This is a genomic window from Pseudomonas sp. P7759 (assembly GCF_013386445.1).
GTDB classification, from domain to species: Bacteria; Pseudomonadota; Gammaproteobacteria; order Pseudomonadales; family Pseudomonadaceae; genus Aquipseudomonas; species Aquipseudomonas azotoformans_A.
In genome coordinates this window covers 1-15,415 of sequence record NZ_JACART010000052.1, presented here as the reverse complement: position 1 = coordinate 15,415, position 15,415 = coordinate 1, and the positions used below count along the sequence as shown (strand labels likewise).

Below are 15,415 nucleotides of genomic sequence, written 5' to 3'. Positions count from 1 at the left end.
GCGCGCTGTTCTTCGGGATGGGGATTTAGATAAGTGTCGGTAGTGTCTGTTTGGGAAGTCGGGTTTCTGGGCCTAATCATAATTAACCCTAGAGTTGAACTCATGAAAAAGATTGTCGCTGTTACCGCCGCTGCTGTTGCCATGGGCCTTGCTTCCTTCGCCAACGCGGCCACGCCGGCGAGCGGTAACCCAGGCACCGTGCGTTTTATCGGTGAGATCGTTTCGGGCGCCTGCGGCATCGACGCCAATTCCCTGGACCAGACCGTGTCCCTGGGCCAAGTGCCGTCGAACCAGTTCCGCGCCGTCGGTGATCGCTCCACGCCGACCAAGTTCGACATCATCCTGACCGACTGCGACACCTCCACCCAGCAGAACGCGCGCTTCACCTTCAGCGGCGTGCAAGACCCAGCGGTGCCGGGCCTGTTCGCCACCACCGGCCTGGCCCAGAACGTCGGTATCCGCCTGCAGGCCAGCGCTGGCGAGATGCTCGACAACGGTAAGGAACAAGTTGCACCGGTGGTATTGCAGAACGGCAACAATACCGTGACCTTCGCCGCCATGTACGAGGCCACCGCCGCCACCGTGACCACCGGTGAAGCGGACAGCGTTGCCAACTTCACCGTGGCTTACAACTGATAGTGCTTTATCGGTTGTGATGAAAAAGGGGCGCGAGCCCCTTTTTTCTTGCCTGTTGCCTGGTTGATAAAAGGGTTGTTTCCGTGGGCTGTCGCAAACTTTTCGTGTCTTGCGTATTACTTTCCTGCGCGCGTTATTCCTTCGCGGTGGAATTTAATTCGGAGTTCTTGAATATCGACTCTGACGATCACGTCAGTCTCGGGCAGTTCACCCAAGCGCACTACACGGTGCCCGGCAGTTATGTGGTGGATATCGTGGTCAACCAACGTTATTTCGGAACACGCTCTATTGAATTCAACAATGGCGGTTCGGCGCAGGACAGTTATGCCTGCTTGCCCGAAGCGCTGGTGGCGACCTTCGGTCTAAAGCCCGACCTGTTCGAAAGCCTGCCGCGCCTTGCCGATGGCCAGTGCGTGGACCTCACCGCGATCACCAACGCCTCGATCAACTACGCGCAGAACCTGGGCCGACTGGTGATCAGCCTGCCCCAGGCGTCGTTCGAATATGACGACCCCAACTACATTCCGCCCGCCGCCTGGAGCGACGGGCTGGACGGTGCGCTGCTGGATTACCGGGTGATCGCCAACCAGCGCCAGTCCACCACCAGCGGCAATTCCACGGTATTGCAGAGCTACGGCACCGCCGGTTTGAACATCGATGCCTGGCGCCTGCGGGCCGACTACCAGGCCCAGCAAGACAGCGGCAGCCAGGGCGGGCGCGGCAATGAGCAGGCGTTCCAGCTCAACCGGCTGTACGCCTACCGGGCGCTGCCGTCGATTCGCTCGAAACTCTCGGTGGGCGAGGATTACCTCAACTCCGACGTGTTCGACACCTTTGCCCTGCGCGGGGTGAGCCTGAGCAGCGATGACCGCATGCTGCCGCCCAATCTGCGCGGCTATGCGCCGTTGATCAGCGGCCTGGCGCGCACCAATGCCAGGGTGACCGTGGCCCAGCAGGGCCGTGTGTTGTATTCCACCACGGTGACGCCAGGCGCGTTCAGCATCCAGGACCTCAACAGCAGTGTGCAGGGCACGCTGGATGTGACCGTGCATGAAGAAGACGGCACCGAGCAGACCTTTACCGTGACCACGGCAGCGGTGCCGTTCCTGTCCCGTGAAGGCGAGTTGCGCTACAAAGTGTCGGCGGGCCAACCGCGCTTGACCGGCAAGGGCGGCACCGAACCGGGTTTCGTGGCGTCCGAACTGGCTTATGGCCTGTCCCAGGACTGGACACTCTACGGCGGCGTACTGGCGGCCAGCGATTACCTCTCCCATGCCGTGGGCCTGGGCAAGGACCTCGGCGTGTTTGGCGCGATTTCCGCCGACGTCACCACCTCCAGGGCCACGTTGCGCAACAGCGCCGAGACCGTGGTGGGCAACTCCTACCGCATCAACTATTCCAAGCACTTCGACGTGATTGGCACCGATTTACGCTTCCTCGGCTACCGGTTTTCCGACCGCACCTTCACCAACTTCTCACAGTTTGTCGGCGACCCGGAGGCCTATTCCCTGAATGCCGGCAAGCAGCGTTATTCAGTGATGCTGGCCAAGCGTTTTGCGTGGCTGTCCACCAGCCTGTCGTTTGACCATTCCACCTACTGGGACGCCGCGCCCTCGGACCGTTTCGGCCTGTCGCTGGCGCGCAGTTTTGCCGTGGGCAATGTGAAGAACATCAACGTCAACCTGTCGGCGTTCCAGACCCGCAACGCGCAGAGCCGTGACACGCAGCTGTACCTGGGCGTGAGCGTGCCGCTGGGGGGCAATTCGATGATGTCCGCGACGGTGCAGCGCGCCAGCCCCGGCGCGACGTCGACCAGTGTCGGCTACAGCCACGACGATGGCGAAGGCATGAACTACCAGGTGTACGGCGGCATGGGCGACAACCAATACGTGAATGCCTACGTCGGCAAGCGTGCGTCCACCTACCGCGCCAATGCCTCGGCCACCACCGATGGCAGCACGTACCGCTCGCTGACCGGCGAGTTCGACAGCTCGTTGGTGGTGACCCGCTACGGCATGACGGCCCATGGCAATGGCTCCAATGGCGATACGCGGTTGCTGGTGTCCACCGACGGCGTGCCGGACGTGGCCTTCACCGGCCAGGCGCGCTCCAACCGCGACGGCTACACAGTGATGGATGGGCTGCCGGCGTTCCAGGCCTATGAGGCGCGGGTGAACATCGAAAAGCTGCCGCTCAAGACCGAAGTGTCCAACCCGATCCAGCGCCTGGCGTTGACCGAGGGCGCCATCGGCTACGTCAACTTCGCTGCCGCCCAGGGCTACAACGCCTATGTCGAACTGACCCAGGCCAACGGCCAGGGGGTGCCGTTCGGGGCCTCGGTGCAGGACAAACACACCCACAAGGAAGTCGGCATCGTCGGGGAGGCGGGCATCACGTATTTGCTCGGCGCCAAGGCCGGGGCCGAGCTGGTGGCGCGCTGGGACGACAGCCATGTCTGCGCATTGGCGGTGCTGCCGCCGGAAGACGTCGTGACCAACATCCCGACACCCGTGCGGTGTTTGTGACCCCCCTCATCCGTTTACTTGGAGTGTTCCCTGATGTCTCGATTGATGTTCAACCGTATCGCGCGCCTGGCCGTGCTGTGTGTGCCTTTATTGGCCAACGCGGCCGTGGTGCCGGACCGCACCCGCGTGATTTTCGAAGAGAGCGCCACTTCGGTGAGTGTCACGGTCAGCAACAAGAACCTGCAACTGCCGTTTGTGGTGCAGTCCTGGATCGAGGACGAGCAGGGCAAGAAAATCACCACGCCGTTCATGGTGCTGCCGCCGCTGCAACGCATCGAACCGAATGAGAGCAGCGTGCTGCGCATTGTGAAGTTGCCCCAGACCACGTTGCCCACGGACCGTGAATCGGTGTTCTACCTCAACATCCGCGAGATCCCGCCCAAGAGCGAGGCGGTCAATGCGATGCAGATTGCCTTGCAGTCGAAGATCAAATTGTTCTACCGCCCGGCCTCGGTGAAGCGCGAGCGCGGCGCCGACATGGCCGAGGGGCTGAGCCTGGTGATCGACCCGGCGGCCAAGCAATTGCAAGTGAGCAACCCGACGCCGTTCCATATCACCGTGGTCGGCCTGCTGGTGGGCCCGCAGAAAACCAAGATGCCGGTGGAGACGGTGATGATCGCGCCCCATGCCAGCGCACGTTTGCCGTTGGCCAGCCTGGGATTCAGCGAGTTGCGGGTGTCGAACATGAATGATTTCGGCGGGCAGACCGACACGCTGTTCACCTGCACCGCCACCGCGTGCCAGGCCGTGAAGCCATGAGCGGTTGGGGCCCGAGGCTGTGCCTGGCAGCGTTGTTGCTGGTGTTTTCCCAGGCGTCATGGGCGCTGTTGTGCAAGTCGGAGAATGACGGCAATTACCTGAGCGAATACATCGGCCCGGTGTCGGTGCCAGACACCGTGCCAGACGGCACGATCATCTGGCGCTCGAAGACCCATGTGGTGCCGGCCAAATGCTTCAAGTTGCACGATCAGCATTTTGCCGAAGACGACCCGATTTACTTCTATGGCAACCCTGCCGGCCTCAACGCCACGGCCTGGGGCATCGAGTTTGGTTTGGTCTACCGCCAGGTCACCGCCTGGGATGGCGACTGGAGTTCCAACCCGACCCAAGGCGTTAACACCGGGTTTGTTTCCCGTGGCTGCCCTGGCGCGACCAACAATGCCGAGATGCTGCCGTGTTCCCTGGCCAACCCGAGCATTGCCTTCCAGGTGGTGATCCGCAAACGCGGGTTGCTACCGCTGCAACGGCCGTCCCAGGACACCTATGACGTGTTCCAGTTTGACGGCCTGTATGGCCTCAACGGCGGGCCGAGTAATCCGAATGGCAACTTCCGTTTCCAGCTCAACGGTTTGCAGAACATCGTCGGCACCGCGTGCACGGTTGACGTCACCGTGACCCCGGAACCGGGCATTGTGGATTTCGGCGTGATCCAGAAAACCACCACCGGTTTCTCGCCGCCCAACCCCACCCAGCCGTTCAGCCTGGCCCTGGAGAAAAAGTGCAGCACCGCCCTGAATATCGGCGCCACGCTGGTGACGGCCAATCAGCAGGGGCTTTACAACGTGTTGCCGAAGGCGGACAGCCAGTTCGGCATCCAGGTGCGCGACGCGCATAACAATCTGGTGCCGATCAACGAGCCGTTCCCCCTGGCGGTGTTCGCGGCCAGTGTCAGCCATATCGACGTGCCCTTCAGCGCCTCCGTCGTGGCGTTGGGCGACCCGCAGGTGGGGCCGTTCGAAGCGGTGGTGGTGGTGCAGGTGATTTATTACTGAGGGTTTTGTGTCAGAATTTTCCTACATGATGATCGGATGGAAGCTACGACCTGTGTCCATCTCGCTCGCCACTATGTCGGCTCTCGATTCGATTGAGTGATGGGGTAGACGATGACCTTTCCACCCGGACAGGTGCAGGAAAAACAGGCGGGGGAGCGTGGCCTTCTACCCACCGAAGACGAGGTGCGCCGGGGCCTGGCCCTGGGGGAGTTTCGTGCCTGGTTCCAACCGCAACTGCACTTGCACAGCCAGGCGGTCACCGGGGTGGAAGCCTTGGTGCGCTGGGAACATCCCGCCCACGGGGTATTGCTGCCGGCCGATTTTCTGGGGGCGGTGCTGGCCTATGATTTGATCGACCAGATGTTCACGCAATTGCTGGAGCAGGGCCTGGGGTTGCTGGGGATTCTGCGTCACCAGGGCGTGAGCCTGACGCTGGCGTTCAACCTGCATGCCTCGCAACTGGCCAGCCCTGCGTTGGTCGAGCACATCCGGCAGGCCCTGGAACGTCATCGCTTCAAGGGTTCGACACTCACCTTCGAACTGGCGGAAAACGGCGTACTGGTGTGTGCGCCACAGACCCGCGAGAACCTGCTGCGCCTCAAACTGCTGGGTTGCGGTTTGTCACTGGACGATTTCGGCCTGGGGTTTTCCTCGCTCAAGTCGCTGTGCCAACTGCCGTTCAACCAGATCAAGCTGCATGGCAAGTTCGTGCAGCGCCTGGACCGTTTGCGCAATCGCTCGATGGTGCTGGGGACTCGCGCGCTGGTGCGTTCGTTGGACATGACGCTGGTCATCGAAGGTGTCAGCAGCCCACGGGTGTGCGCGGGTTTGCTGGAACTGGGCTGCGACGTTGGCCAGGGTTACCACCTGGCGCGGCCCATGACGGGACGCGACTTGTTGCACTGGCTGGAGCAGGCGGTGGTCGCGCCGTGAAAACTTCCCACCACGGCGCGGTAATTCTTAGGATATTTCCTACAATTGAGCGATGCTCATGGGTTTTCGGCGGGTGCTTTTGCTGGATGAGGCTTCAGGGCTTCCATGGCGTTGGCACGCTCTTACGTCGGTTGTATGACAGAGGTCTGTATGCATAAAGCGATAGTCGTGGACGATCACCCGTTCATTCGCTCTTCCGTCAAGATGTTGCTCAACCAGGAACACTTTGAAGTGGTGGCCGAGGCGGACAACGGTGCCGACGCGGTGCAACTGGTGCGCGAGCATGTGCCGGACCTGGTGGTGCTGGACATCACCATGCCCAAGTTGGACGGGCTTGAAGTGATTTCGCGGATCAGTGGCCTGGGCGTGCCCACCAAAGTGCTGGTGCTGACGTCCCAGTCGGCGCTGTTCTATTCGATGCGCTGCATGAAGGCCGGTGCGGCCGGGTTCATCTCCAAGACCAATGGCCTGGACGAACTGGTCAAGGCGATCAAGGCGGTGATGGGCGGCTATACCTTCTTTCCCAACCTGGCCACCAGTTCGGTGCGGCGCAGTGATGCCGATGCGACGGACCTGGAGTTGATCCAGAGCTTGTCCGATCGCGAACTGACGATTTTGCAGCAACTGGCCCAGGGCCTGAGCAACAAGGAAATCGGTGACTCGATGCTGCTCAGCAACAAGACCGTGAGTACTTACAAGACGCGACTGATCGAAAAACTCAAGGTGAAGTCCGTGGTGTACCTGGCCGATTTCGCCAAGCGCAACAGCCTGATCTAGATGAAGCGACTTCTCGGAACCTGCCTGGCCAGCCTGCTGTTGTTGGCCATGCTGACGGCTGCGCCGGTGGCGATGGCCGCCGCTGAATCCCTGCATCTGCTCGGGCGTTCGACGGTGGAAGATTACTCGGTCGGCCTCGACGAGCCCGACTGGAACTGGCTGCGCCACAAACGCACGCTGGTACTGGGTGCGTCGGCCCCGGACTACTCGCCGTTCGGCATGACCGGCAATGGCGACGATTACCAGGGCATCACCGCAGACTACGCGCAACTGATCGCGCAGTTGCTGCACATGCAGGTCGATGTGCGCCGCTACAGTTCGCGCGCCGAGGTGATTGCCGCGCTGAAAAGCGGCGAGATCGACATGCTCGGCACGGCCAACGGATTTGAAGCCGCTGACCCCGAGTTGGCCCTGTCCCAGGAGTATGCCAATGACCAGCCAGTACTGGTCACGCGGATCGGCGACAGCCAGAATCTGCCGCCGGACCTGGCGGGCAAGCACGTGGCGATGCTCTATCACTACCTGCCGCCGGATACGGTCAAGGCGTTTTACCCCGAGGCGACCGTGCAACTGTTTCCGTCGACCTTGAGTGCGATCGGCGCAGTTGCGTTCGGCCAGGCCGATGTCTACCTGGGCGACTCCATCAGTTCCAACTACCTGATCAACAAGAACTACCTGAACAACGTCCAGCTCAGCGACTTCTCGCAGATGGAAGTGCAGCCGTTCGCCTTTGCCGTCAGCCGCAGCAACGAGCGCTTGCTGCGCATCCTCAACACGGCGCTCACGACGATCCCAGCGGCGGAGCGTATGACCATCCTGCGTCGCTGGAGTGCCGGGGGCGCGAGCATGCCGGGTCGGCAGACGTTGCACTTCAGCAACAGTGAGCAGCGCTGGATGGAGCAGCATCCACGGGTGACGGTGGCGATCAATGAAAACTTCCTGCCGCTGACGTTTGTCGATGAAGACGGCAACTTCCGTGGCATCAGCGCCGATGTGCTGGCCAAGGTCAGCCTGCGCACCGGCCTGCAATTCGATTTGCAGCGGGCCGAGTCGGTGCAGGACCTGATCGACCAGGTCACCAGCGGCAAGGCCGATATGCTGGCCGCGTTTACCCCCAGTGCCGAGCGTGAAAATGCCTTGCGCTTCACGCGGCCGTACCTGACCAACCCGTTTGTGCTGGTCACGCCCACCGGTGATGACAAGCCCCAGACCCTCGACCAGATGGCCGGCAAGCGCCTGGCCCTGGTCCAGGGCAATGTGATGCGCGAATACCTGGTGGAACAGTTTCCCCAGGTGCAATTGGTGCCCGCGCAGAACGCCGTCGACGCCATGGCCATGGTGGCGAAGGGCGAAGTGGACGGCGCGATCAATTCCCTGATCAGTGCGCGCTACATGATCTCCCGGCAGTACCGCAATCGCTTGCAGGTCACCAGCACCGTGGGGACGATGCCGGCGCGGATCGCCTTGGCGACCAATCGTGGCGCGCTGGAGTTGTATTCGATCCTCGATAAGGCGCTGCTTAGCATTACCCCCGAGGAAATGGACGAGCTGACCAACCGCTGGCGCAACGAGGTGGTCATCGACGACAGCTATTGGCTGCGCAATCGCAGCGCGATTCTCCAGGGCTTTGCCATCGCGGCGGTATTGCTGGCACTGGCCTTGGGTTGGATCGGCTATTTGCGCTGGCTGATCGGCAAGCGGCGCGAGGCTGAGCGGGCGTTGAGCGAAGAACTCAGCGAACGCCAGCGGCTGGTGCAGGAACTCCAAGTCGCCAAGGATGATGCCGACGCCGCCAACCGGGCGAAGACCACGTTCCTGGCGACCATGAGCCATGAGATCCGCACGCCGATGAATGCGGTGATCGGCATGCTCGAACTGGCGATGAAAAAAGCCGACAAGGGTGTGCTCGACCGTTCGGCCATCGAGGTCGCTTCCGGCGCGGCGCGGGGCCTGCTCGACCTGATTGGCGATATTCTCGATATTGCGCGCATTGAATCCGGCCGGCTGTCGCTGGCGCCGGAGCGGGCCAACCTGCGCGAACTGATCGAGTCGGTGGCGCGGGTGTTCGATGGTCTCGCCCGGCAGAAACAACTGCGCTTACAGCTGGACCTGGAGGCACAGGTCAGTACCGAGGTGCTGATCGACCCGCAGCGTTTCAAGCAGGTGTTGTCCAACCTGCTGAGCAACGCGATCAAGTTTACCGATGCCGGCCAGGTGCGCCTGGTCGCCAGGGCGCACGTCTTGCCGGGGCAGGAACGCCTGGCCCTGTGCTTGCGGGTGGAGGACAGTGGGCGCGGTATCTCCGAGCAAGACCAGCAACGCCTGTTCAGCCCGTTTACCCAGGCTGACAACCACGGCCAGGCGCCCCGTGGCGGCTCGGGGCTGGGGCTGGTGATCAGCCGCACCCTGTGCGAAATGATGGGCGGCACCCTGACCCTGGACAGCACGTTGGGGCAGGGCACGCAGATTGAAGTGCGCTTGGACGCATCAATCCTGGAACCCTGCGCCCCGGTGGTCGAGGCCGAGCCTCAGGTGGCTGGCGAGGCCCTGAATATCCTGGTGATCGACGACTATCCGGCGAACCGGCTGTTGTTGTCGGAGCAACTGGGTTACCTGGGCCACCGGGTCACCGATGCCGAGGACGGCGCCCACGGCCTGCGGGCTTGGCGCAACGAGTTGTTCGATGTGGTCATCACCGACTGCAATATGCCGATCATGAATGGCTACGCACTGGCGCGGGCGATTCGCGCCGAAGAGGCCGCGCGCGGCTTGCATCGCGGCCTGGTGCTGGGCTTTACCGCCAATGCCTTGGCCGAAGAAAAAGTGCGCTGCGTCGAGGCCGGCATGGACGACTGCCTGTTCAAGCCCATCAGCCTCAAGGACCTGGGCGCGCGCCTGGCGCAAGTCAAACCCCAGGCGCTGGTTCAACCCGATGAGCCGACCAGCGCACCGCCGCTGGAAAACCTCGACCTCAGCAGCCTGGAGCAACTGGCCCGTGGCGACCAGGCATCGGTCAAGCGCCTGCTGGGCGACCTGGCCGTGAGCAATGACGGCGACATGGCCAAGCTCATGCGGTTGTTTACCCAACATGATGTCCAAGGGCTCGCCGATCTGGCACACCGGATCAAGGGCGGCGCGCGGATTATCAGTGCTGCCGGTTTGATCAGTGCCTGCGAGGCGCTGGAGGCGGCGGCCCAAGGGCTGGATACGGCGGCGCTGACGGCGGCCGTGGATACCTTGCAGCAGTCGATGGAGCACCTGGCGGAACAGTTGGAGGATTACCTGGCGTGAGGCTGGGGGTGTTCTTGGGAAATTTCCTACAAGCGTAGAGACGTTTCCTAGGTCTATGCAGGCCAAGTCGCGAAACAATGAGGCACTTCTTTACAGACGAGTCCCGCCCTCATGACCCTTGCGCTACGTGTCCTGGTACTGGAAGACCATGCTTTCCAGCGCTCCGTTGCCGTCAAAATGCTTGAACACCTGGGCTGTGCCACGGTGTTCGAAGCTGCGGACGGTGCCCAGGCCCTGGCCCTGCTGGACCGCGAAGGCGCGGTGGACATCGCCCTGTGTGACTTGCAGATGGAAGGCATGGACGGGGTCGAGTTCATCCAGCGGGTCGGCGCCAGCGGGCAGGTAGGGTCGATCATCGTCAGCAGCTCGTTGTCGCCCGACTTGCGCCGTGCGGTGCGCCAGATCATCGCGTTGCTGGGGCTGGAGTTCCTCGGGGATGTGGAGAAACCCTTGCAGGCGGGGGCTCTGGAGGCACTGCTAAAAAAGCAGTTGCATGCCCGGCCTATCGCAGCCTGCCCACCCGATGACGCACCGGCGTGCGCTACCGAAGCCCAGATGCGCCGGGCGCTGGACGATCAGCAATTGCAGGCGTATTACCAACCCAAGTTCGACCTGCGCAGTGGCGCAGTGTGCGGCGTTGAAGTGTTGGCACGCTGGCGGCACCCCACCCGGGGCATCGTTTCACCCGCCGTCTTTTTGCCGGCGCTGGAGCGCTACGGTTTGCTGGATGAGGGCCTGTACCTGCAGATGAACCAGGCCTTGGCGGTGCACGAACAGGCCAGGGGCCAGGGCAGCCTGTTGAACATGGCGTTCAACCTGAGCGCCAGCCAGTTGGCCCATCGCGACCTGGTTGGCAACATCAAGCAGATCCTGCAGGCTCACGGTGTGTCGGGTAGCCATGTCACCTTCGAAATCACCGAAAGCGGCTTGCTCGAAACCCCGAATATCAGCCTGGAAAGCCTGGTGCGCCTGCGGATGATGGGCTGTCGCTTGTCGATCGATGACTTCGGCGCCGGGTTTTCCTCAATGCAGCGCCTGTGCCAGTTGCCCTTCAATGAAATCAAGCTGGATGCGGAGTTTGTGCGCAACCTCAAGCATGAGCCGCGCTGCCTGGCGGTCATCGGCAGCACGTTGGCCTTGGGGGAGGCGTTGGACATGTCAGTGGTGATCGAAGGCATCGAAACGGCCGAGCAACACCGCGCATTGCTGGCGCTGGGCTGCACCCTCGGCCAAGGCTATTGGCACGCACGGCCCATGAGCGGTAGCGATCTGCTGGGCTGGTTGCATCACGCGGCTGCGGCCGTCGGGAGCCGGTCATGATCAACAAGGGCTTGCGCGTGATGATTGCCGACACCCAGCACGAACGGCGGCTGCGCCTGGAGCGTGACTTCAACCAACAGGGCTATTACGCCATTGCGCCAGTGTCGAGCCTGGACGAGCTGACGACCTTGCTCGGCTGCGGCGACCGTGCGTTTGACCTGGTGCTGATCAACGCCAACCTCGGCCGTGAGGTCGGCTTCAATCTCAAGGCGTTTTGCCAGGACCATCCACTGATCCGCCAGGCGCTGATCTACCAAGTGCCCGAGTTGTTCGTGACCTTGTCACGTCACACCCAGCGTTCGCCTCAAGAGGCTTAGTTCGGGCGTAAACGCAGTATCTGTGCGCCATCGAACGGGTCTGTCAGGTAGTGTGCCTGTACGCCAAACGTCTCTTGCAAACGCTGCGGCGTCAGCACGTCCAGTGGTTTACCCAGTGCCACCAACCGCCCGTGATCCAGTACCGCCAGCCGATCGCAGGTCAGCGCCTGGTTCAGGTCATGCAGGGCGATCAAGGTGGTGACGGGCAACCCTTGCACACCCTTCAAAATGCCCAGCTGATGCTGGATATCCAGGTGATTGGTCGGCTCATCCAGCAACAGGATCTGCGGCCGTTGCGCCAACGCACGGGCGATGTGCACGCGCTGGCGCTCACCGCCCGAGAGGCTGCGCCAGGCGCGATGGCTCAGGTGGGTGGCGTCGACATCGTGCAGGGCCTGGTTGACGATGAAGTCGTCTTCATTCGACCACGGGCTCAGCGCCGACAACCACGGTGTGCGGCCCAGCGCCACGGCGTCGAACACGCGGATGGCGTCGTCGGTGTCGGCCTGCTGTTCCACCACCGCCAGTTGTTGCGCGATGGCGCGGCGCGACAGCTTGCCCAGGCGCTGGCCGCCCAGCAGCACTTCGCCGGACGCTGGGGTGCGCAGCCCGGCGAGCAACTTGAGCAAGGTGGATTTGCCGGAGCCGTTCGGCCCGACAATCCCCAGGGTTTCGCCCGGCTGCACGTCCAGATGAATGTCGCTCAGCAACTGCGCCTCGCGCACTTTGAAACCCAATCCTGTGCAGCTCAGCACGGTCATCGCGCATTCCTCCGACCAATGAGGATCAGCGCAAACACCGGCGCACCGACCAGCGCCGTGACCACGCCGACCGGAATCACCTGGCCCTTGATCAAGGTGCGCGACAGCACATCCGCCGCAATCAAGAACAACGCACCGCCCAACGCACTGGCCGGCAGCAAGCGCGAATGCCCGGTGCCGAGCAGCAGGCGCACGGCGTGGGGAATCACCAGCCCCACAAAGCCGATGGAGCCGACAATCGACACCATCACCGCCGTCACCAGCGCCGCGCAGCCCACCAGCACGAACTGCACGCGGCGCACCGGAATGCCGAGGGACGCCGCCGAGTCGCTGCCGAAGGTAAACGCATCCAGGGCGCGACGGTGCCACAGGCACACCGCCAAGCCTGCAACCGCCACCGGAACCGCCAGCCACACCGAAGGCCAGCGCACGCCACTGAGGTTACCGAGCAACCAGAACATGATGCCGCGCGCCTGTTCGGAACTGGCGGATTTGGTGATCAGGAACGCGGTGAGCGCATTGAACAGCTGCGACCCGGCAATGCCCGCCAGGATGATCTGGCCGGTGCCGCTGGCCGAACCGCTGGCGCGCGCGAGCAGGATCACCAGCGCAAACGCGGCCATGGCGCCGACAAACGCGCCCGCCGACAACGAGATCAAACCGCCGCCCACACCCATCAACGCCACCAGCACCGCGCCGGTCGAGGCGCCGGCGCTGATGCCCAACAGGTACGGATCGGCCAGCGGGTTGCGCAGCAGCGATTGCAATATCACGCCGCAGGTCGCAAGCCCAGCACCACACGCGGCGGCGACCAGGGTACGGGTGAGGCGGTAGTTCCACACCACGCCTTCGTCGATGGGGTCGAGCACATAACCGGCCGCCCACAGTTTGTTGGCGAGGACTTGGAGTACCACCTGCGGCGAGATGGCGGTTTCGCCGATGGCCACGCCCGCGAGCACGGCGGCCAGGAGCAGGGCCAGGGCGAGTAGGGTTCGGATCATTTGGACAGGTCGTAGCCGTCGATGGCCGTGGCCAGTTGTTCAAGGCCGTCGAACGTGCGGATGCTGGCCTGCAGCGCCAGCGCGTCGAGGATGATGATGCGGTTGTTTTTCACCGCGTCCATGTTGCGGGTGACCGGGTCGCTGCGCAGGAAGGCGAGTTTCTTTTCATGGTCGTCGGCGGGGTAGCGGCGACGGTCCATGCGCGCGATCACCAGCACGGTCGGGTTGGCCTTGGCGAGGGTTTCCCAGCCGACGGCGGGCCACTCTTCGTCCGACTGCACGACGTTATGCAAACCGAGGGTTTCCAGCATGAACTCCGGAATGCCCTTGTGGCCCGCCACATAGGGGTCGCTGGCCATCTCGGAACTGGAGAACCACACCAAGGCGCTAGCCTGCTTGAGACCTTTGCTTTGCACGGTGGCGACGGATTTGGCCAGGCGCGCCTTGAGTTCGTCGTTCAACTGTTGGCCGCGCGCCTGCACGTCGAAGATCTCGGCGAGTTGGCTGATGCTTTTATAGATCGTCTCGATACGGAACGGCTCCAGCCGCGTGCCGTCGGCGCCTACCAGGTTGTCCTTGCCTTCGCAGTCGGAGGGCAGCAGGTAGGTGGGAATCTTCAGTTCATGGAATTGCTCGCGGGTGCCGACCACGCCTTGCGGCCCGACTACCCATTCCAGTTCGGCGGCCACCAGCTGCGGGCGCTTGGCGATCACCGCTTCGAAGCTAGGTTCGTTGTTGGCCAGGCGCTCGATGCTGTCGTTCTGCGCTTTGTATTGCGCCAGCACGCTGTTGAACCACAGCGAAGTGCCGACCACTTTGTCGCCCACGCCCAGGGCGTAGAGCATTTCGGTGGCGGCCTGGCCGATGGTCACGCTGCGGGCCGGGGCTTGCTGGAAAGTTAGGGTGCTGCCGCAGTTTTCCACGGTCAGCGGGTAGTGGGTGGGCGCGGCTTGGGCCAGGGCACAGAAGCCCAGGCCGGTAAGCAGGGCGGTAACGCGTGGCAACATGGGGCAATCTCCGAGTGAAGCGTGCGTGCCGTTCGGAAATACACCCTTGAACGCTGCGAGAGAGGCAGGCAAGAATGTCCTTCCCGGACACCCCGCCGGTTGGTCATTGAGCATGAGCCGGCAGGTCTCCTGACTGATGCGTCGTCGCCAGGCTCCGGCCTTCCCGGACAAGGTCCAGTGGCATCATGGAGCAGGCTCAGCACCTACAGTTGCGGGGGCAGTTCCGATTGACGCGGGTGTACCGCGCTTCGGATTCCCTATTAGTCCCGTTTGGGAACCGGCGCGGTATGGTAGTCGATCGCGCGGTTGAACGGGAGGTCGTGAACTCAACGGTAGCTCTCTGGCGGTGAGGCTCCTATGATGCTCAGCCCATGGATCGCTTTATCACAAGGAATACACCGTGAAATCATTTGTCGCGCTCGTCCTTATCGCCACCCTGGCCGGTTGTGCCACTCAGGGTAAATCTGAAAAGCAGATTCTCGACGAGGCCTCCACCGCCTATGTCAAGTCGATGCCCGCGGACTCAGACAAACTGCGCTTGCACACGATGAGCATCCCTAAAAGTGGGATGTTCGGCGACACCCTGGCGATTTCCCTGGCCGGTGACCAAAACGCTGCCAGCCTCAGGAGCGAATTGCTGAATACCAAGCGCTTGGGCGATGTGTTCTTCTTGATCATGGGGGCCGGCACGTCGGTCGACGTGGCCGTGATCGGTAAAGCCGTCGAAGGGCAGGACTTGAAGGGCCTGCAGATCTACTACTCGGGCACCGACGCACAGAAAGATCAGGTGCGTGCGGCGGTTGAGAAGTCGCAGGCGCAGTTTCATTACATCAGTGCGCAGTGAGGGGGCGGCCAAAGGGCGCAGGTATCTACACCACGCTGGGTATGGCGCTGGCGGCTTGACGGTCGGCTGCAATCTTACTGTTACTCCCGCGATCCAGAATGTGGGAGCTGGCTTGCCTGCGAAGGCGGCCTGACAGCTGGCCTGGATGCTGGATCAGACCGGGGACATATCCGTTATTTAGGTAACGGCTGCTATGGGTTCCGCTCTTACAGCGGGTCACTTTTGAAAAGC

General features: G+C 62.5%; 13 protein-coding genes and 1 riboswitch. Of the genes, 10 read left to right on the top strand and 3 right to left on the bottom strand.

Annotated features, from left to right (window positions below; all coding sequences use genetic code 11):
* Positions 1-102: 102 nt before the first annotated feature.
* The 9 genes from HX823_RS27445 to HX823_RS27405 all read left to right on the top strand — a co-directional run bounded on the left by HX823_RS27445 (position 103) and on the right by HX823_RS27405 (position 11,571).
* Entirely contained in the window at positions 103-636 is a 534-nt protein-coding gene (locus tag HX823_RS27445) for a fimbrial protein (RefSeq protein ID WP_033897128.1), read from the top strand.
* 83 nt (positions 637-719) lie between these two features.
* On the top strand, positions 720-3,161 hold the full coding sequence (locus tag HX823_RS27440; RefSeq protein ID WP_371317983.1) for a fimbria/pilus outer membrane usher protein: 2,442 nt from the start codon (positions 720-722) through the stop codon (positions 3,159-3,161).
* A 33-nt stretch (positions 3,162-3,194) separates the two neighbouring features.
* Entirely contained in the window at positions 3,195-3,920 is a 726-nt protein-coding gene (locus HX823_RS27435; RefSeq protein WP_038843411.1) for a molecular chaperone, read from the top strand.
* Positions 3,917-4,933: a fimbrial protein gene (locus HX823_RS27430; protein WP_177077681.1), complete on the top strand. Its 1,017-nt coding sequence runs from the start codon at positions 3,917-3,919 to the stop codon at positions 4,931-4,933. The genes HX823_RS27435 and HX823_RS27430 overlap by 4 nt, the downstream gene beginning before the upstream one ends.
* A 111-nt stretch (positions 4,934-5,044) precedes the next feature.
* Positions 5,045-5,866, top strand: a complete 822-nt coding sequence (locus HX823_RS27425; RefSeq protein WP_177077680.1) for an EAL domain-containing protein — start codon at positions 5,045-5,047, stop codon at positions 5,864-5,866.
* Between the two features lie 150 nt (positions 5,867-6,016).
* Positions 6,017-6,643 carry a response regulator transcription factor gene (locus HX823_RS27420; protein WP_177077678.1) on the top strand — a complete coding sequence of 209 codons (627 nt, stop codon included), beginning with the start codon at positions 6,017-6,019 and terminating at the stop codon, positions 6,641-6,643.
* On the top strand, positions 6,644-9,934 hold the full coding sequence (locus tag HX823_RS27415; RefSeq protein ID WP_038843416.1) for a transporter substrate-binding domain-containing protein: 3,291 nt from the start codon (positions 6,644-6,646) through the stop codon (positions 9,932-9,934).
* Positions 9,935-10,045: 111 nt separating this feature from the next.
* Positions 10,046-11,254 carry an EAL domain-containing protein gene (locus tag HX823_RS27410; protein ID WP_177077676.1) on the top strand — a complete coding sequence of 403 codons (1,209 nt, stop codon included), beginning with the start codon at positions 10,046-10,048 and terminating at the stop codon, positions 11,252-11,254.
* Entirely contained in the window at positions 11,251-11,571 is a 321-nt protein-coding gene (locus HX823_RS27405; protein ID WP_177077674.1) for a response regulator, read from the top strand. Before HX823_RS27410 ends, HX823_RS27405 begins: the two co-directional genes overlap by 4 nt.
* On the opposite strand, the gene HX823_RS27400 is transcribed toward HX823_RS27405, so the two are convergent.
* From HX823_RS27400 to HX823_RS27390, 3 genes are read right to left on the bottom strand one after another with little or no spacing between them, the layout of a single operon-like run.
* On the bottom strand, positions 11,568-12,332 hold the full coding sequence (locus HX823_RS27400; RefSeq protein ID WP_177077672.1) for an ABC transporter ATP-binding protein: 765 nt from the start codon (positions 12,330-12,332) through the stop codon (positions 11,568-11,570). The genes HX823_RS27405 and HX823_RS27400 overlap by 4 nt on opposite strands.
* The gene (locus HX823_RS27395) at positions 12,329-13,333 is read right to left on the bottom strand and encodes an iron ABC transporter permease (protein WP_033901824.1); all 1,005 of its coding nucleotides are present in this window, start codon (positions 13,331-13,333) and stop codon (positions 12,329-12,331) included. Before HX823_RS27395 ends, HX823_RS27400 begins: the two co-directional genes overlap by 4 nt.
* The gene (locus HX823_RS27390; protein ID WP_177077670.1) at positions 13,330-14,340 is read right to left on the bottom strand and encodes an ABC transporter substrate-binding protein; all 1,011 of its coding nucleotides are present in this window, start codon (positions 14,338-14,340) and stop codon (positions 13,330-13,332) included. The genes HX823_RS27395 and HX823_RS27390 overlap by 4 nt, the downstream gene beginning before the upstream one ends.
* Before the next feature lie 101 nt (positions 14,341-14,441).
* Positions 14,442-14,637, bottom strand: a riboswitch (cobalamin riboswitch).
* Between the two features lie 103 nt (positions 14,638-14,740).
* On the opposite strand from HX823_RS27390, the gene HX823_RS27385 reads away from it, so the two are divergent.
* Positions 14,741-15,184 (top strand): hypothetical protein, encoded by a 444-nt coding sequence (locus HX823_RS27385; protein WP_177077668.1) that lies wholly within the window; start codon positions 14,741-14,743, stop codon positions 15,182-15,184.
* Positions 15,185-15,415 lie beyond the last annotated feature (231 nt).

Bases quoted from the DNA above. Each gene is read 5' to 3' on its own strand.
- HX823_RS27445 (WP_033897128.1), top strand. From the start codon at position 103: ATGAAAAAGATTGTCGCTGTTACCGCCGCTGCTGTTGCCATGGGCCTT.
- HX823_RS27400 (WP_177077672.1), bottom strand. From the start codon at position 12,332: ATGACCGTGCTGAGCTGCACAGGATTGGGTTTCAAAGTGCGCGAGGCG.
- HX823_RS27410 (WP_177077676.1), top strand. From the start codon at position 10,046: ATGACCCTTGCGCTACGTGTCCTGGTACTGGAAGACCATGCTTTCCAG.
- HX823_RS27390 (WP_177077670.1), bottom strand. From the start codon at position 14,340: ATGTTGCCACGCGTTACCGCCCTGCTTACCGGCCTGGGCTTCTGTGCC.
- HX823_RS27430 (WP_177077681.1), top strand. From the start codon at position 3,917: ATGAGCGGTTGGGGCCCGAGGCTGTGCCTGGCAGCGTTGTTGCTGGTG.
- HX823_RS27415 (WP_038843416.1), top strand. From the start codon at position 6,644: ATGAAGCGACTTCTCGGAACCTGCCTGGCCAGCCTGCTGTTGTTGGCC.
- HX823_RS27435 (WP_038843411.1), top strand. From the start codon at position 3,195: ATGTCTCGATTGATGTTCAACCGTATCGCGCGCCTGGCCGTGCTGTGT.
- HX823_RS27425 (WP_177077680.1), top strand. From the start codon at position 5,045: ATGACCTTTCCACCCGGACAGGTGCAGGAAAAACAGGCGGGGGAGCGT.
- HX823_RS27405 (WP_177077674.1), top strand. From the start codon at position 11,251: ATGATCAACAAGGGCTTGCGCGTGATGATTGCCGACACCCAGCACGAA.
- HX823_RS27395 (WP_033901824.1), bottom strand. From the start codon at position 13,333: ATGATCCGAACCCTACTCGCCCTGGCCCTGCTCCTGGCCGCCGTGCTC.
- HX823_RS27420 (WP_177077678.1), top strand. From the start codon at position 6,017: ATGCATAAAGCGATAGTCGTGGACGATCACCCGTTCATTCGCTCTTCC.